Source organism: Eikenella sp. NML99-0057 (assembly GCF_001648535.1).
In the GTDB taxonomy this organism is placed as follows: Bacteria; Pseudomonadota; Gammaproteobacteria; order Burkholderiales; family Neisseriaceae; genus Eikenella; species Eikenella exigua.
The window spans coordinates 80,382-97,670 of sequence record NZ_LXST01000001.1 but is presented as its reverse complement, the minus strand read 5'-3'; the positions used below and the strand labels follow the sequence as shown (position 1 = coordinate 97,670).

Annotated in this window: 15 protein-coding genes; 13 read left to right on the top strand and 2 right to left on the bottom strand. The window is 57.6% G+C overall.

The window, feature by feature from the left end; translation table 11 throughout:
• The first annotated feature begins 272 nt into the window (after window positions 1-272).
• The 5 genes from A7Q03_RS00455 to A7Q03_RS00435 all read left to right on the top strand — a co-directional run bounded on the left by A7Q03_RS00455 (window position 273) and on the right by A7Q03_RS00435 (window position 5,655).
• Window positions 273-1,247, top strand: a complete 975-nt coding sequence (locus A7Q03_RS00455) for a class 1 fructose-bisphosphatase (RefSeq protein WP_067446337.1) — start codon at window positions 273-275, stop codon at window positions 1,245-1,247.
• Window positions 1,248-1,380: 133 nt separating this feature from the next.
• Window positions 1,381-2,187, top strand: a complete 807-nt coding sequence (locus A7Q03_RS00450) for a carbon-nitrogen hydrolase family protein (RefSeq protein WP_067446334.1) — start codon at window positions 1,381-1,383, stop codon at window positions 2,185-2,187.
• A gap of 110 nt (window positions 2,188-2,297) precedes the next feature.
• Entirely contained in the window at window positions 2,298-2,987 is a 690-nt protein-coding gene (locus tag A7Q03_RS00445) for an NAD-dependent deacylase (RefSeq protein WP_067446331.1), read from the top strand.
• A 181-nt stretch (window positions 2,988-3,168) separates the two neighbouring features.
• Window positions 3,169-5,046 carry a monovalent cation:proton antiporter-2 (CPA2) family protein gene (locus A7Q03_RS00440; protein WP_067446329.1) on the top strand — a complete coding sequence of 626 codons (1,878 nt, stop codon included), beginning with the start codon at window positions 3,169-3,171 and terminating at the stop codon, window positions 5,044-5,046.
• A gap of 15 nt (window positions 5,047-5,061) precedes the next feature.
• Window positions 5,062-5,655, top strand: coding sequence for a 5-formyltetrahydrofolate cyclo-ligase (locus A7Q03_RS00435; protein WP_067446326.1), 594 nt, complete (start codon window positions 5,062-5,064; stop codon window positions 5,653-5,655).
• A 52-nt stretch (window positions 5,656-5,707) separates the two neighbouring features.
• Here the strand turns inward: A7Q03_RS00435 and grpE are convergent, their stop codons facing one another.
• Entirely contained in the window at window positions 5,708-6,289 is a 582-nt protein-coding gene (gene grpE, locus A7Q03_RS00430; protein ID WP_067446323.1) for a nucleotide exchange factor GrpE, read from the bottom strand.
• 260 nt (window positions 6,290-6,549) lie between these two features.
• On the opposite strand from grpE, the gene dsbD reads away from it, so the two are divergent.
• The 7 genes from dsbD to A7Q03_RS00395 all read left to right on the top strand — a co-directional run bounded on the left by dsbD (window position 6,550) and on the right by A7Q03_RS00395 (window position 16,596).
• Window positions 6,550-8,334, top strand: a complete 1,785-nt coding sequence (gene dsbD / locus A7Q03_RS00425) for a protein-disulfide reductase DsbD (RefSeq protein WP_067446320.1) — start codon at window positions 6,550-6,552, stop codon at window positions 8,332-8,334.
• A gap of 429 nt (window positions 8,335-8,763) precedes the next feature.
• Complete coding sequence (locus A7Q03_RS00420; protein WP_067446317.1) at window positions 8,764-13,539, top strand: NAD-glutamate dehydrogenase; 4,776 nt, start codon at window positions 8,764-8,766, stop codon at window positions 13,537-13,539.
• 11 nt (window positions 13,540-13,550) lie between these two features.
• The gene (tsaB, locus tag A7Q03_RS00415) at window positions 13,551-14,252 is read left to right on the top strand and encodes a tRNA (adenosine(37)-N6)-threonylcarbamoyltransferase complex dimerization subunit type 1 TsaB (protein ID WP_153705690.1); all 702 of its coding nucleotides are present in this window, start codon (window positions 13,551-13,553) and stop codon (window positions 14,250-14,252) included.
• Window positions 14,249-14,692 carry a ribosomal protein S18-alanine N-acetyltransferase gene (rimI, locus tag A7Q03_RS00410; RefSeq protein ID WP_067446314.1) on the top strand — a complete coding sequence of 148 codons (444 nt, stop codon included), beginning with the start codon at window positions 14,249-14,251 and terminating at the stop codon, window positions 14,690-14,692. The genes tsaB and rimI overlap by 4 nt, the downstream gene beginning before the upstream one ends.
• Complete coding sequence (locus tag A7Q03_RS10325; protein ID WP_067446311.1) at window positions 14,686-15,660, top strand: uracil-DNA glycosylase; 975 nt, start codon at window positions 14,686-14,688, stop codon at window positions 15,658-15,660. Before rimI ends, A7Q03_RS10325 begins: the two co-directional genes overlap by 7 nt.
• A gap of 223 nt (window positions 15,661-15,883) precedes the next feature.
• A complete protein-coding gene (locus A7Q03_RS00400) occupies window positions 15,884-16,222 on the top strand; it encodes a hypothetical protein (protein WP_067446308.1) in 339 nt (112 codons plus the stop codon).
• A gap of 179 nt (window positions 16,223-16,401) precedes the next feature.
• On the top strand, window positions 16,402-16,596 hold the full coding sequence (locus A7Q03_RS00395; RefSeq protein WP_067446305.1) for a hypothetical protein: 195 nt from the start codon (window positions 16,402-16,404) through the stop codon (window positions 16,594-16,596).
• A gap of 72 nt (window positions 16,597-16,668) precedes the next feature.
• Here A7Q03_RS00395 and A7Q03_RS00390 read toward each other — a convergent pair whose 3' ends face one another.
• The gene (locus A7Q03_RS00390; RefSeq protein ID WP_067446302.1) at window positions 16,669-16,941 is read right to left on the bottom strand and encodes a hypothetical protein; all 273 of its coding nucleotides are present in this window, start codon (window positions 16,939-16,941) and stop codon (window positions 16,669-16,671) included.
• Window positions 16,942-16,957: 16 nt separating this feature from the next.
• Here A7Q03_RS00390 and A7Q03_RS00385 point away from each other — a divergent pair, with 16 nt between their 5' ends.
• Window positions 16,958-17,182: a hypothetical protein gene (locus A7Q03_RS00385; protein WP_067446299.1), complete on the top strand. Its 225-nt coding sequence runs from the start codon at window positions 16,958-16,960 to the stop codon at window positions 17,180-17,182.
• Window positions 17,183-17,289 lie beyond the last annotated feature (107 nt).

The following is a 17,289-nucleotide window of genomic DNA, read 5'->3' as shown; positions in this document are numbered from 1 at the left end:
GAAGCGGAATGCACAGTTCAGCCAAGCCGCGTCGGCAGTAATAAGTGCCGTTAAACTTCCCACGCCAAAACATGGCTGCACGTCAAATTTCTCCCTGCAAACCCTACCCCGCCAAGCCGCTGTGCGGGTAAAATATGGCCATGCTAACAGGCTACCTGGAAATAAAGTCCCTACGCAGTTCAAATCCAGCGTAACGGCGCTGCCATGCCAAACTTTTCAGGTAGCCTTTAACTACAGATAACCCACAAAAACATCCTAATCGAGTTTTCCCCATGCCCACTCTATCCCAATTCCTCCAGCAACACCTCGCCGAACACCACCTCCCCGCCGAATTAGGCAGCGTGGTTTCCACCATCGTCCAAGCCTGCCAAACCATCAGCGGCCAAGTGCGCCAAGGTGCGCTCGCCGGCGTGCTGGGTGAAGCCGGCAGCAGCAATGTGCAAGACGAAGCCCAGAAAAAACTGGATGTGATCGCCAACCAAATCTTGATTGACGCCCTCTCCGCGAACCCCACTGTGGCCGGCTTGGCCAGCGAGGAAGAAGAGCAGTTTGTGCCCGCCCACGATCAAGGCCGCTATCTCGTGCTGTTCGACCCTTTAGACGGCTCGTCCAATATCGACATCAATATTTCGGTCGGCACTATTTTCTCCATCTTGGAAAAACCAGCAGGCCCGCTTTCTACCCAATCCTTCCTGCAAAGCGGCCGTGCTCAAGTAGCCAGCGGTTATACGCTCTACGGGCCGCAAACCCAGCTCGTGCTCTGTCTGCGCCACGGTGTGGCCGTATTTACGCTGGATGCCGGCAGCCAATTTGTCCAAACCCAGCTCAACCCGCAAATTCCACAAGCCACGCGCGAATTTGCCATTAATATGTCCAACCAGCGCCATTGGCAGCCACCCATGCAGCAATACATTGCCGAACTGCTCGCCGGGGAAACCGGCCCTCGCGGCAAAAACTACAATATGCGCTGGGTGGCCAGCATGGTGGCCGAAATCCACCGCATCCTCATGCGCGGCGGCATCTTTATGTATCCCAAAGACGCGCGCGACCCGGCCAAGCCCGGCAAACTGCGCCTGATGTATGAAGCCAATCCCTTGAGCCTCATCATCGAACAAGCCGGCGGTGCGGCCACCAACGCCCGCGAAAACATGCTCGATATCCAGCCCGAAGGCCTGCACCAGCGCGTGGCCGTAATCATGGGCAGCCGCGAAGAAGTGGATTACGCCACCCGGTTGCACCAACAATAAACCCTTGGGCTACCTGAAATAATTTTGGCTTCGCCGAAACAGCCGCCCGCAACAAAATATTGCTTTAACCCCGTTGAAGCAGATGCTTTCAGGTAGCCTCCCCTTAGTTTTCCAATCTAACATCGAACACACTATGCAAACTATCCGCGCCGCCGCCATCCAACTCGTTTCTCACACCGACCCTGCCGTAAACCGCTGCAGCGTCGTACAGCAAGTGGCCGCTGCCGCCCAAGCCGGCGCCGACTGGGTGCTGCTGCCCGAATACTGGTCGTTGATAGGTCGGCACGACACCGACAAACTCGCCCAGGCCGAACAATTCGGCCGCGGCCCCCTGCAAATCTTCATGGCTGAGCTTGCCGCCCGCCACCGCATCGTCTTATTCGGCGGCAGCATTCCACTGCTCGCCAACGAAAGCGGCAAAATCATCAACAGCCTGCTCGTATACGGCCGAGACGGCCAATGCCTCAGCCGCTACGACAAAACCCACCTCTTCAGCTACACCGGCATCGGCGAAAGCTACTGCGAAGCCGACACCATCGAAGCCGGCAACAGCATCCCCCCGTCTGTGGAGATCGACGGCTGGCGCTACGGCCAAGGCGTGTGCTACGACCTGCGCTTCCCCGAAATCTTCCGCGCCCAGCAGCCGTTCGACGTACTCCTCCTGCCCGCCGCCTTCACCTACACTACCGGCAAAGCCCACTGGCAAACCCTGCTGCAGGCCCGCGCCATCGAAAACCAATGCTACGTTATCGCCGCTGCCCAAGGCGGCCTACACGACAGCGGCCGTCGCACCTACGGCCACAGCATGATTATCGACCCCTGGGGCGAAATCCTTGCCGAGCGGCCAGAAGGCGAAGGCTGGATCATGGCCGAACTCAAGCCACAACGCCTGCACACCGTGCGCAACCAACTGCCCGCCCTGCAACACCGCCGGTTTTAAACGCAAAGGCTACCTGAAAATCCATATCCTATTTTTCAGGCAGCCTCTTTCAAACAACTCAAGCTACCTGAAAACGAGTATTTCAAACAAAACCTGAAAGAAAGCAAACCATGCAAAAAATCGTCGTCCTCACCGGTGCCGGCATCAGTGCCGACAGTGGCCTGCGCACCTTCCGCGACACCGACGGCCTGTGGGAAGGCTACAAAGTGGAGGATGTGTGCACCCCCAAAGCCTTCGCGCGTAATCCCAAGCTCGTGATCGATTTCTACAACGAGCGCCGCCGCCAAGCGCAGGCTGCCAAGCCCAACGCCGCCCACCATGCGCTGGCCGAACTGGAAAAATACTACCAAGTTCAAATCGTTACCCAGAACGTGGACGACCTGCACGAACGTGCCGGCAGCAGCACCGTGCTGCACCTGCACGGCGAATTGAACAAAGCCCGCAGTAGCGCTGATGAAAACTACGTGATCGAATGGACGGGCGACCAATCCACTGCCGATACCGACCCCCAGGGCCACCCCATGCGCCCGTACATCGTTTGGTTCGGCGAGGCCGTGCCGCTGATTGAAACCGCTGCACGATGGGTGTCGCAGGCTGACAAAGTGCTGGTAGTAGGCACCTCGATGCAGGTGTATCCCGCTGCTGGCCTGTTGGAATATGCTCCCTACGAAGCCGAACGCTATCTGGTCGATCCGCGCCCGCCGGTGGGCTTGGCCGATATCAGCATCATCGAAGCCAAAGCCAAAGACGGCGTGCCGCAGCTGGTGAACAAACTGATTGCCGAAGCCGCGCGGCAATAATTGCCGAAAGGCTACCTGAAAACGTAAGTTTCAACAAAGTTAAAACGAGTGCAACAAGTTTCGCCCAAACGAACGGTGCAAACACCACTATCTATTTTCAGGCAGCCTCTCGCCCGTCAAATAGGCCACCTGAAACCCTAAGCCCTTGTTATAACGACAACTCACCTAGCACCACAAGCCCATGACTTCTATCTTACCCTACACTTTCATCTATCTTGCCTTCGCTGTGGCTGCTGTGCTTACCTCCAAAAAACTGGGCTTGGGCTCGGTGTTGGGCTATTTGATGGCCGGTATCGCCATCGGCCCAATTTTAGGCTTGACCAGCAAAGAAACCGAATCCATCCAACACGTTGCCGAATTCGGCGTAGTGATGATGCTGTTTCTGGTCGGCTTGGAACTGGCACCGCAAAAGCTATGGCAGCTGCGGCACAAGCTCTTAGGACTAGGCGGATTACAAGTGCTGCTCTCAATAGCAGTCATTGCCGGTATCACCGTAACCATTGGCAAAAGCTGGCAAATGGGCATAGCCGTGGGCTGCATCCTGGCTCTCTCCTCCACCGCCATCGTGCTGCAAACCTTCAACGAAAAAAACCTGATGCGGTCACCCGGCGGGCAGGCCGGCTTTGCCATCCTGCTGTTTCAAGATGTGGCTGCCATCCCGATGCTGGCACTTTTACCGCTCCTGGCCGCCACCCACCACCAAAGCAACCAGCATACCACCAACCTTTTGGCGAACCAACCCGGCTGGGTACTTGCCACCGTGAGTATTGCCGCCATCTTGGCGATTGCCGTGAGCGTGCGCTACCTTGTGCCGCGCATGTTCTGCTTCATCAGCAAAGTCCGCCTCAACGAAATGTTCACCATGTTCACCCTGGCCTTAGTGGTGGGTATCGCCACACTGATGTCGCTCATCGGCCTCTCCCCCGCGCTGGGCGCGTTCGTGGCCGGCGTGGCGCTGGCAAACAACTCCTACCGACACGAAATGGAAAGCCACCTCGAACCCTTCAAAGGCCTGCTTTTGGGGCTGTTTTTCATCACCGTGGGCGCAGGCATGAATTTCACCCTTTTATCCAAAGAATTCTGGGTAGTATCCACCATCACCTTAGCCACGCTGGCAGTGAAAGGCAGCATTCTCTTTATCCTAGGCCTACTGTTCCGCCTGCCACGCATGGGCAGCAAGCTACTCGCGCTGAGTCTGGCGCAGGCCGGTGAATTCGGCTTTGTGCTGCTTTCCATCGCCCGCCAGAGCCATGTACTGCCGCGCGCCATGGCCGACCGCATCTCGCTGGTGGTCGCCCTTTCCATGCTGCTCACCCCGCTTTTGTTCATCTTCTACGACAAAGTGATCGCCCCGCGCGGCATCGTGGAAGAAAACCAAGAGCGCCCGCAAGACATAATTGAAGAAGAAAACCCCATCATCCTACTCGGACACGGCCGCTTCGGCCAGCAAATCAACAGCATGCTCACTGCCTGCGGCTTCCACACCACCGTGATCGACTATCAGGCCGACACCGTGGAAGGCCTCACTAAATACGGCAGCAAAACCTACTACGGCGACGCCACCCGCCCCGAGCTGCTCAATTCCATCGGCCTGGCACACGCCAAGCTGCTCATTATCTGCATCAGCAACCTCGAGCATGCCACCTCAATCGTGGAATTCGTCCACCGCCACTACCCCAACTTGCCGGTGATTACCCGCGCCTACGACCGTATCCACGCCTACCACCTGCACCACGCCGGCGCCAACTACATCATCCGCGAAACCGTAGATGCAGCTATCCGAAGCGGCCGCCTCGCGCTGGAAAAACTCGGCATCAACTCCGAAAAAGCCCAAGAGCTCAGCGAATTCTACGCCGCCCGCGACCGCTACCAGATGGACAAAATGGCCGAAAAATACAATCCCGACCTGCCCATATTTGCCAACGAGCCCCTGCTCCAAGCCGCCCGCAAAATCGACACCGAAACCGCCCAAATGATGCAGGCTATACTGCGCGGTGAAAGCGTAGAGTGGCAAGAAGACCCAGAAAGCTGGACCCGCCTGAAAAAAGGCCTCACCTAAGCCGTTGAGCCCGCTATGCCAAGCAAAACCGACCTCCGCCGCCACTTCCGCCGCCAACGGCAAGGCCTGACGCCTGCCGCACGTCAGCGTGCCGAGAAGCGCATCAACAACCTGCTCAAAGGCTACCTGAAACGTGGCAAACGGCTGGCCATCTATTGGCCCATCGGCAGCGAGCTGCGGCTCGACAGCCTCGCCGCTGCCGCCCGCCAACGCGGCACCGAGCTCTACCTGCCCTACATCGAACCACGCCGCCAGCGCCTGTGGTTTACCCCTTTCCCGCAACAAGGCCGCCCCGAACGCCGCCGCCAAGGCAAACTGAACATCCCCCAATTTGCCGGCCGCAAAATCCGCATCCACAACCTGCACAGCATCATCATTCCCCTAGTCGGCATCGACCGGCGCGGCTACCGCCTCGGCCAAGGCGGCGGCTTCTACGACGTTACCCTCGCCGCCACCCGCCACCGCCTCTGCCCGCACAAAATCGGTGCCGGCTTCGCCTGCCAGGAAACCGACATCCTGCCCGCCGAAGAGCACGATATGCAGATGGACGTGTGGGTGTGCGAAAACGGCATCCGGCGTTTCGGCAAAACGGCCAATGTTCAGCGCTAACTAAAAATGGATACAACAAAGGCTACCTGAAAATCCGTTTACAGCCCGAAAGCTATTCCGCCTCCGGCGCCTTGGCTACGGATACCGTGGCGGGGCGCAGTACGCGATCGTGCAGGGTATAGCCTTTCTGCATCACGTTCACGATGGTATTGGGCTCTTGCTCGCTTTCCACGATTTGGAAGGCCTGGTGGCGGTGCGGGTCGAGCTTGTCGCCGGGCTGGGGCAGGATTTCTTTAATCTGAGCCTGCTCGAAGGCATGTTTGAGCTCGGTAAGGGTCATCTCCACGCCCATTTTCAGCGCGTCGAAATTGCCGCTTTGATCAAGTAGTGCCATCTCCAAATAGTCTTTTACTTTCAACAGCTCTCCGGCAAATTTCTTAGTGGCAAATTTGTGAGCGGCCTGAATTTCTTCTTGATGGCGGCGGCCCAGGTTTTGTAACTCGGCCTGATGGTATTTGTTGATGTCGGCCAGCTCGGCTTCAAGCTCGGCTACACGCTGAGCAAGCTGCTCGGGCGTAAGCTCGGCAGTGGCTTCAGCGTTGTCCTGCGCCTTGGTAGCTTCAGCCTGTGCTTCTTGCTGCGGGAATTCGGTTTCTGGGCTTTGGTGTTGCTGGTGGTTATGGTGATGAGACATGGGAGTTCCTTTATAGAGAGCATTTGATCTGCCAAATGGGGAGGGATGGCGGCTTTTCAAGCAAAAGGGTGGCAGCGGGCGCAATTATTTTGCGGTGGCTGTCAGAAACAGCGTGTACCATCCGTCTATTCAGCAGGTCGGCTGTAGGCGGCAAAGTTAATCCCATCAATCGCTTTGTTAAATTAAGCCCATAGCTGGCATGATACTATTTCCTATAATATACGCAGATTTCTGTGTTTTTAATTTTCAGGTAACCTTATATGTTCAAAAAATTTATTCAATCTTTCATCCTGCCCGTGCTGTTATGCTCAGGTATGGCCGCGCATGCGGTGGATGCCAGCAACCTGCTGCCGTCGGAGCAAGCATTCCGCCCCACGGTGGCAGTGGGTGAGCAAGATGTGACCGTGCAGTTCCAGATTGCCGATGGCTATTATCTCTATCAAGAGAAAATTCGTGTGGAAACCGAGCCTTCCGGCCTGCTGGGCGCAGCTGAATTTTCGCCGGGTAAAGAAAAGGAAGATGAGTTCTTCGGCAAACAAACTGTGCATTACCGCCAAGCTGTTGTCAAACTGCCCTTCCAATCCGCTGCACCCGCCGCTTACCGCCTCACGCTCACCTACCAAGGCTGTGCAGATGTGGGCATATGCTATCCGCCAGTAACGAAAACGCTGGAAATTAAAGGTACGGGTGTATATGGCGATACGTCCACCCCGCCTGCCAGCGGCAGCAACCGCCTTACTGCACCGCAGGATGGCACGCCCGCTGCCAGCCCTGTGCCGCAGCAACGCAAAAGCCCATTCAGTCTGTCACGCGATACATTGGGGGCGAACCTACTGGCTTTTTTTAGTTTTGGCATTGGCTTGAGCTTTACCGCCTGCATGTATCCCCTGCTGCCCATTGTGTCGGGCATTATCGTGGGAGACCGTGCCAATGCCGGCAAACGCCGTGGGCTGATTTTGTCTTCGGTTTATGTGCAGGGGCTGGCACTCACCTATGCCGCTGTGGGCGTATTGGCCGGACTCACCGGCTCGCTGCTCACCGTGTGGCTGCAACAGTCATGGGTAGTGCTTTCCGCTGCCGCGCTGATTGTAGTGCTGGCGCTGGGCATGTTTGACGTATTTACCATCCAGCTGCCCTCCTTTATCCAGAGTTATTTCCAGCAGCAAAGCAGCAAGCTTTCCGGCGGCAAAATGGCTTCCGTATTTGTGATGGGTATGCTCTCAGCACTAATTGTTGGCCCCTGCGTGGCGCCACCCTTGGCCGTGGCCTTGGGCTATATCGGCCAAACCGGCGATGCTGCGCTAGGCGGCCTGGCCTTATACAGCATGGCACTGGGCACTGGTGTACCCTTGGTGTTGGTAGGTACTTTCGGCGGGCATATCCTGCCCAAGGCTGGTACGTGGATGAACAGCATCAAACACGCCTTCGGTATCATCCTTTTGGCCGTGGCCGTGTATCTGGCTGCCCCCTTCCTGCCCTATGCACTCACCGTTTCGCTCTATTCCCTGCTGCTGGTGATTCCCGGTGGCCTGCTATTGGGCAAACACCTGCGTGCGCGGCAACTCAAGCCACTGGCTATAGGGCTGGGCAGCCTCTTGCTCACCATCGGCGTGTTTTTTGCCGTGCAGAGCGTGCGCATGCAGCCCACCTTCCTGCACCAAGCGCTCACCGTGTTCCCGCCGCAGCAAACCGCACACCAAGTATTTACCACGCCGCAGCAGCTCAACAGTGCCATGCAGAGGGCTTTGGCCAGTGGTAAGCCGGTGGTGCTGGATTTTTATGCTGACTGGTGCGCCAGCTGCAAAGAGATGGAACATAAAACCTTCAGCCGCCCCGAAGTGCAGGCTGCTGTGCCGCCCGATCGTGTATTTAAAATCGACCTCACCGACAACACGCCCGAGCATCGCGCGCTATTACAGGAATACGGTCTGCCCGGTCCGCCCGGCATCTTCGTTATCCACCCCGATGGCCGCCGCAGTAGCCCGCTCATCGGCTTTACCGAGCCAGCAGCGTTTATCGAGTGGTATCAGCAGCAGGTTTCCTGAGACCGATTGTAATTTAAGAGTGAAGGCTGCCTGAAAAGTGTTTCAGGTAGCCTTTTCTTTATTACAAGCAACAATCGCAATACATTCTTTATACAGTAAACAACAAGACACGTTCCCTCGATGGATTATTGCGCCCCTACGGGCTTACCACCTTGCCCCTAAAAATAATCACTTTCGCTATAACACTCTATAAAACAAAGTATTTCGGCTATTGCCTTTCCCACATCTAAGGCTACCTGAAACCTCTCCGCCACATCCTACTACCACCACCCCGCCACACCCTACCTCAAACGGCATATTTCGCGTATCATTAGCCCGTCTTAATTTTCATTATGATGGGTTAAAACCGGCAAAGAGAAACGCGACCAACTGCGTTGCTCAGATTGCAATCCGCCATACCAACCCAAGAAGCTCAAGAGGAGCCCCAGCATGAGCCTGCCGACCCCCGTTTTGCGCCTGCAAGACAGTGCCCGCCAACAGAATTTTGCAGAAGATTTCCTCCCCTTCCTTGCCAGCTATTATCGCCAGGCCGACTTTGCCGACCTAGCCAGCTATAGCGACACCGAACTATTATCTGCCGCCGATTCCCACCGCAAGCTTGCCCAAGAGCCCCGTGCCGCCGGCAAAGCCGTGGTGCGCGTTTCGCCCACTGGTGACACTGTGCAGCACACGCTGGTAGAAATTGTGGCCGACCATCTCCCCTTCTTGCTCGATTCCCTGTTGATGCTGCTCAACCGCGAGCAGCGTATGCCTTTGGCCGTGTTGCACAGCGCATGGCAGGTAAAACGCAATGCAGACGGCAAAGCTGCCACTCTCGAAGAAGCTGCCAAAGAAAGCAGCGCACAGGAAACTTTGGTGGCCGTATATCTGGAAGGCGGCGAGGCCGCACAGGACCAAAAACTGGCCGAGCAAATCCGCAGCCTCTTAGCCGAATTGGGCACAATTGTGGAAAGCGAACACAAACTGCGCGGCCAGCTTTTGCTGGTTAACCAGATGATTCTGAACGAAGGCCGCAGCCAAGATGCGGAAATCGTTTCCTTCCTCAGCTGGCTGGCCGACCGCCATTTCCTCCTGATGGGCTTCTGCGAATACGATTTGGTCAACCATTCCGGCAGCCCGCGCCTGCAGGCCAAAGCCAACACTGCGCAAGGCATCCTCGCTGGCAACAGCAATCTGATTGCCGATAATTTTGCCGCCCTCTCCGATGCCGACAAAAAACAATGGCTGCGCCACAACCGCCTGCTGCTCAACAAATCGCAGCAGCGCAGCCGTATCCACCGCCCGGCCTATCTTAACCAAGTCAGCATCCAAAAACTCAACGCCAACGGCCAAGTTGTCGGCCAATGGTGCTTCATCGGTCTCTACACCGACACCGCCTACACAGACAGCATCTGGAACATCCCCGTACTGCGCGACAAAGCCAAACGTGTGCTGAACCACTTTGATTTTGCCGATGGCAGCCACCAAGAGCACAACCTGCGCCACCTGCTGCAAACCTACCCGCGCGACGAGCTGTTTGAATCCAGCAATGAAGAACTGACCAAAGCTGCTGCCGGCCTGCTTGCGCTGGGCCAGCGCCCGCGCGTGCGCCTGTTTGCCCGCAGCGATGTATTCAAACGCTACGTTTCCGTACTGTGCTATCTGCCCAAAGAACAATTTGGCAGCGAACTATGCCAACGCATTGCAGGCTACCTGAAAACCACTCTGGCTGCTGAAAGCTGCGAATACGCCGTGCAACTGACCGACGACAACCCGCTCGCCTGCGTCCAATTCCTGTGCCGCACCAATGCCGGCAAACTGCCTTCCTTTACCCGCAGCGAGCTGGAACAACACGTTGCCGGCCTGGCAGCCAATGCCGAAGCCGCCCCGCAGGCTGCCGCGCCACAACCCAAAGCCGAACAGAAAAAACAGCCCGAAGCCAAACACAAAGCCAAGGCCAAATCCGCATCTGCCTCCCACGAAGACGATACCGCCTTCTCCGCTGCCTACCGCGAAGCTTTCAGCCCCGACCAGGCCATTACCGACCTCAAACACGCCGAACTCCTCAACGACAACCGCGTGCTGGTTACCGTCTTCTCCGAGCAGGAAAATCCAGCCGCGCCCTACGCGCTGCGCCTCTACACCCCGCAAATCAGCCCACCGCTATCGCAAACCCTGTCCATTATTGGGAACATGGGGTTCGACGTGCATACCGCTGTGCCCTATACCCTGCACACCGAGAACAGTGCCGTCGGCCTGAACCACTTCTCCCTCAAACCCAATGTGCCTGTTCACGCTCAAGCCGATGGCTGCGATGCCTTGGGAAGCGAACTGCCCGCGCTGTTTGCCGAAGTATGGGCAGGCCGTGTGGAAAACGACCGCTTCAACGCCTTGGTGCTCTCCGCCGGCATCACTTGGCGCAACAGTGTGCTGCTGCGCGCCATCGCCAAATACCTGAAACAGGCTACCCTGCCGTTCTCCCAAGAGCGCATCGAGCAAACCCTCCTCCGCCACGGCGCCATCGTCGCCAAACTGGTGGAACTGTTTGCCGCCCGTCTGCATCCTGAAGAAGCCGACGATAACCGTGCACTGATGATTAACAGCGAACTCACCGGCCTCTTGGCCGACGTGCCCTCACTGGACGAAGAGCGCATCATCAATGCCTTCCGCTCCGTGATTTTGGCCGTGTGCCGCACCAACTTCTGGCAAACCGATAAAGAAGGCAGCCTGAAATCCGAAATCAGCCTGAAAATCAAATCCAAAGACATCCCCTTCCTGCCCAAGCCGCTCCCGCTGTTTGAAATTTGGGTATACAGCCCGCGCGTAGAAGGTACCCACCTGCGCGGTGGCAAAGTGGCTCGCGGCGGCCTGCGCTGGTCCGACCGGTTCGACGACTTCCGCACCGAAGTACTGGGCCTGGTGAAAGCACAAATGGTGAAAAACGCCGTGATCGTGCCCGGCGGCTCCAAAGGCGGTTTCGTGTGCAAACAACTGCCCAATGCCGCTACCGACCGTGAAGGCTACCTGAAAGAAGGTGTCGCCTGCTATCAGATCTTCATCAACGCCCTGCTCGACCTCACCGACAACCGCACCACCGAAGGCATCGAGCCGCCGCCGCAAGTGCACCGCCGCGACGGCGATGACCCCTACCTGGTGGTGGCTGCCGATAAAGGCACCGCCTCCTTCTCCGACACCGCTAACGCCCTCTCCGCCGAACACGGCTTCTGGCTGGACGACGCTTTCGCCTCCGGCGGCAGCGCCGGCTACGACCACAAAGGCATGGGCATCACCGCACGCGGTGCGTGGGAATCGGTAAAACGCCATTTCCGCCATTTGGGTAAAGACATCCAAAACGAAGACTTCACCGTAGTCGGCATCGGCGACATGGGTGGTGACGTATTCGGCAACGGTATGCTGCTGTCCGAGCATATCCTGCTCAAAGCCGCCTTCAACCACCGCCACATCTTCATCGATCCGAACCCCAGTGCCGCCAAGAGCTTTGAAGAGCGCAAACGCCTGTTCCAAAGCGGCGGTGGTTGGGAAAAATATAGCCGTGCACAGATTTCGCAAGGTGGCGGCGTGTATGAACGCAGTGCCAAATCCATTGCCATCACGCCCGAAGTAAAAGCCTGGCTTGGTATCGAAGCTGACAACCTCACCCCCAACGAGCTCATCCGCGAGCTGCTCAAAGCCGACGTGGAACTGATCTACAACGGCGGTATCGGCACCTACATCAAAGCCACTTCCGAAAGACATGCCGACGTGCGCGACAAGGCCAACGACGAGGTGCGCGTGAACGGCGGCGAAATGCGCGCCAAAGTGTTGGGCGAAGGCGGCAACCTCGGTGCCACCCAGCTAGGCCGTATCGAATACTGGCAAAACGGCGGCCGATGCTGCACTGACGCCATCGATAATTCCGCCGGTGTAGACTGCTCCGACCACGAAGTAAACATCAAAATCCTGCTCGGCGAAGCCGTGCGCGCCGAACGCCTAACGCTGGAAGAGCGCGACGAATTGCTCCGTGATATGACCGGCGAAGTGGCGCAACTGGTGTTGCAAGACAACTATCTGCAAACCCAAGCCCTCTCCGTTGCTCAGCTCAACCCGGCAGGCTACCTGAAAACCGCTGCCGCGCTCATCCGTTATCTGGAAGAAAACGCCGGCCTCGACCGCGCTGTGGAATTCCTGCCGGATGAAGCCGAAATCAAACGCCGCGCCGAAGCCGGCAAAGGCCTGAGCAACCCGGAAATTGCGGTATTGCTGTCCTACAGCAAAATGCACTGCCAAGACAACCTCTTGGGCAGTGACCTTCCCGACGATCCCAACTTCCTGCCCGCGCTTATCCGCTATTTCCCCGCCCCGCTCCATCAGCAATACGGCAGCGAAATGCAGCAGCACTACCTGCGGCGCGAAATCATCGCCAACCAGCTGGCCAACCGCGTCATCAACCGTATGGGTATGCACTTCATCCAGCGTTGTAGCGAAGAAAACCAAGCTTCCGTGGCCGATGTGGTGCGTACCTACTGGGTGGCCGATATCCTGCTCGATGGCGAAGCCCGTTTCCAAGCCGTGCAGGCTCTCGACAACCGCCTGCCTGCCGAAGCACAAATGCGTCTGTGCGCCGACATTGCCGACCTTATCGGCCATGTAGCCGGCCAGCTGCTGCGCAGTAAACGCCCCTTCGACAACATCGGCAGCCTCATCAGCCACTACCGCGCTCCCACCACCGAATTCATGCAACAACTGCCGGAGCGCATTCAGGCCGAAGAGCACCCCAGCGTCGCCGAACGCGAAACCTGGCTCAGCAGCTACGATGTGCTCAGCCAGCAGGATGTGGCCATGCTCGCGCGTCTGCCCTTTGCCGCCAATGTGTTGGCCGTAGTGGATTTGGCCGCCAAAATCGGCAAGCCCATCGCCACCGTTGCCAAGGCCTACTTCATGCTCTCTGAAAAACTGAACATGAGCTGGATTTACCGCGCTATCGCCAAACTGCCGAGCGACAACCAATGGCAGTCGCAAGCCGGTTTGGCCATGTACGAAGACGCCACCAATATCTATTTGGCGTTCACGCGCGACTTCCTGCAGGCCGGTAGCAACAGCCGTGCCGCTGCCAAAATTGCCGCAGCCCGCAGCCAGATTGCCGACATGCAGCACTACGAACCAGCCGACTTGTCTATGCTCTCCGCGTTGGTACGTAATCTGTCCAAAATCGTGGCAGCAGACTGAAGCTGCATAGCATGAGCCACACCATTTTTGCCGAACAGCCGCTGCTCGCCATCGACACCTCCACCCAGTGGTTGTCGTTGGCGCTGCGGCACAACGGCCATACCCGTCTATTCCATCAGGAGACCGGCAACCGGCAGTCTGAACTCATCCTGCCGCAGATTGCCACCCTGCTGGATGAAGCCGGGCTGGCTGTGCGCGAACTGGCCGCCATCACCTATGCCCAAGGCCCGGGCGCATTTACCGGCCTGCGCATCGGCGCCGGTGTGGCACAAGGCTTGGCTGCGCCGTTTGGCATTCCGCTCATCCCCGTACCCTGCCTCGATGCAGTCGCTTCGCTCTGCCCCAGCCAAACTGCCGTACTGGCTGCCACCGATGCACGCATGGGCGAAGTGTTCTATGCCTGGTTCAACACCCAAACCCCTCAACGCTTGAGCGATTACCAAGTGGGCAAAGCTGCCGACATCAGGCTACCTGAAAACTTTTCAGGTAGCCTCAACCCTGATGGCATCAGCGGCATCGGCAACGCTTTTGCTCTGCCCGAGCCCCCGCCCTTCCCCGGCCGATCCGACATGCCCACCGCCGAGCACTACTTGATGCTGGCCGCCTCTGGCCGCTACCCCGCCGTTTCCGCCGCCAAGGCCGAACTGCTCTATGTGCGCAACAAAGTCGCCCTTACCGCTGCCGAACAGGCCGCGCGTAAAGGAGCAGCATGATCGTCCGCCTCGCCCGTCCAGACGACAGCGCCGCCCTGGCCGCGCTCGATGAGCAATGCAACCCCTCCCCTTGGTCGGAAAAGCAATTCGCCGCCTGCATCAGCCATGCCAACGAAACCGTGCTCTTGGCCGAACAAGGCCGCGAGCTGGCCGGGCTTATCGTGTGGCAAACCATCCTCGACGAAGCCGAGCTGCACCTTATTGACACCGCTCCTGCCTACCGCCGCCAAGGCGTGGCCAGCCTGCTGCTCGGCCACCTATTCAAACAGGCCAATGCCCAAAAGATCCACCGCATCTTCCTCGAAGTGCGCCACAGCAACCAAGCTGCCATTGCCCTGTATCAACAACACGGCTTCATCCCCTGCGGCAGCCGCCCCGGCTACTATCCCCGCCCCGACGGCAGCCGCGAAGATGCCCTGCTGATGGAGAAACCATGCTGAGCAGCCGCTATCCCCGCCTGCACGAATCCCTCGGCCTCGGCCCTATGTGGCTCAAACGCAGCGCCCGCATTGCCGAGAACGCCCACCCCGAATCGCAAAGGCTACCTGAAAACGAGCATAACAAACCCCGCCCAAGCGGACACGACGCGCTTCAACCCAACCCGCCCCACTCCGCCGCAGCCCAAGCCAGGCTACCTGAAAATGAACAAAGCGGGCTTCGGCAAAACGAGGCCGGCGGGCTTCAGCAACATCCAAGCCACACCCTTGCGCCCAACCAAGCCGCCGCCCGTCCCGCGTCGCCCCCGCAAGGCCACCGTGCCGACGTGTTGGCTGCCATGGCCGTCCCCCAGCCTTTCCAGCCCGCCCCCGCGCCAGCCGAAAACGAAAGCGACCCCCTCGCCGCCGTGCAACGGCTTTGGGCAGCACTGCCCCCTGCCACCTTCGCCAACATAGAAGAGCTGCAACGGCAAGCCGCTGCCTGTGCCGCCTGCTCCCTACACAGCCAGCGCAAACAAGCCCTCAGCGGCTACGGTGCCATGCCCGCTCGCCTCATGGTGATCAGCCTCAACCCCGCCCCCAGCGACGACGAAACCGGCCAGCTTATCAGCGGCCAGCACGGCCGGCTGCTTGACAATATGCTCGCTGCTATCGGCTTGGCGCCCGAACAAGTGTTTCGCACCGCCTGGCTGCGCTGCACACCGCGCATCGCCCTCAAAACCACTCCCGAAGAACAAGTGCGCTGTGCTGCCTTTATCCGCCAAGAATTCGCCTGGGTGCAGCCGCAAGCCGTCCTCCTGCTCGGCAACAGCTTCTACGACCCCGCCCGCCGCTGGCTGCTCGAACAACTCATCGGCCGCACCCCCGCTTTCACAGTCCCCCACCCCGCCATCCTCCTGCACCAGCCCGAGCTCAAAGCCCAAGCCTGGCATAGCCTCAAACAGCTCAAAGCCGCCTTGGCCAAAGCCTAAGCAAGCCGCACAATATTTTTCAGGTAGCCTTTCCCAGCAGGCTACCTGAAATTTTTTCGATTCAACACAAACAAACCCAGCCACACTCGCCAATGTTATACCCTACCCCGTTACGTTATACTGGATTATAAATTTATATAAATCAACAAATTACTTGCAATCAGCATCCATTTCCACTATCATCGCCGCATCTACAAAACACACTCTTACGAAAGGAAAGGAAATGAACAATTGTCATACCCATGCCAACCACCAACACGTTCACGGCCAAGGCTGCGGCCACACCGCCATCAAACACGGCGACCACATCGACTACATCCACGACGGCCACCTGCACCACGAACATAACAACCACTATGATGAACACAGCCTCGATGTAAACGCTACTAATCCCGACGGCTGCCACCCCGTACAAACCTGTAACGGCCATGTTCACGGCGAAGGCTGCGGCCACGAAGCCGTACCGCACGGCGACCACATCGACTACATCGTAAACGGCCGGCTGCACCACCAACACAGCGACCACTGCGATGACCACGGCCCGGTGAAAATCGTTAAATAAGCCCATGCAAAAATAATTTCAGGTAGCCTTTTCATCACGAAAGGCTACCTGAAATTTTTCGGCTAGAGTTAAATCAACCATTTCCTCAGTAGAGCCAAAGCAATTATTGATTCCCCTATCAGGCGGCAAACCGCAGGCATGCTAAAATTTCCTATCCCCCACCATCCAGAAAGCCCATCATGAACAAAGCCCTCATCGTCGGCATTGCCGGCCTCCTCGTATTCAGTGGCGCAACCGCAGGCGGCAGCCTCTATGTTAACCAACAGCAAACAGGCAATGCCTACTCCCTCAAGCTCATGCACCGCTTCTCCGACCTGGCCAACTTCCAAACCCAAACCAAGCTGGGCGTCCTATCCGGCAGTGCCCAATGGTAAGGCAACCTCGTTCTCGACCCCTGCCAGCCTAGGAATAAAATTACCATCCGGAGCAGCGACACCATCCATCGTTCACTCTCCAACTACCGCATCGACAGCAAAATCCACATCGTATCCGACTCCCCATAGCTCCACACCTATTTCCCCGAAGGCTTCCTCCTCAACGCCTACCGCCACATCAGCTGGGGCGGCAACGTGCAAACCAACCTCCACCTCCCTGGCCGCACCGTGCAGAAAGACAACAACACCCTCACCTGGCAAGACATCAACGGCCAAGTTACCCTGCACAAAGAAAACAACGAACTCACCCTGCCCCCCAGACCAATACGGCAATATCGAAAACATCCGGCCAGAAACCCTGGTGCAAAACCTGCAATACCGTGCCGACATCCGTATCCACCAGGGCTTTATCCAAGCTGCCAACCACACTTTTGCCGACTGGTCGAACCACAGTTACAACGAAGAAGACACCCGGCAAATCATCGCCAAGCTGCTCCAGCTTCCAGAAGCCACAAGAAGGCGACTCCATCCACCTGATTTACCACAAACCCTAAACAGGCAAAGCATCCGCCCATTTTTCAGGTAGCCTGCATTCCGGCAGGCTACCTGAAAATCATCCACTCCCACCGTGGAAGAGAGCTATGGCTGAAACACCTTTCTCATATAGCTGAAATCATTATTTCTTCATACCAA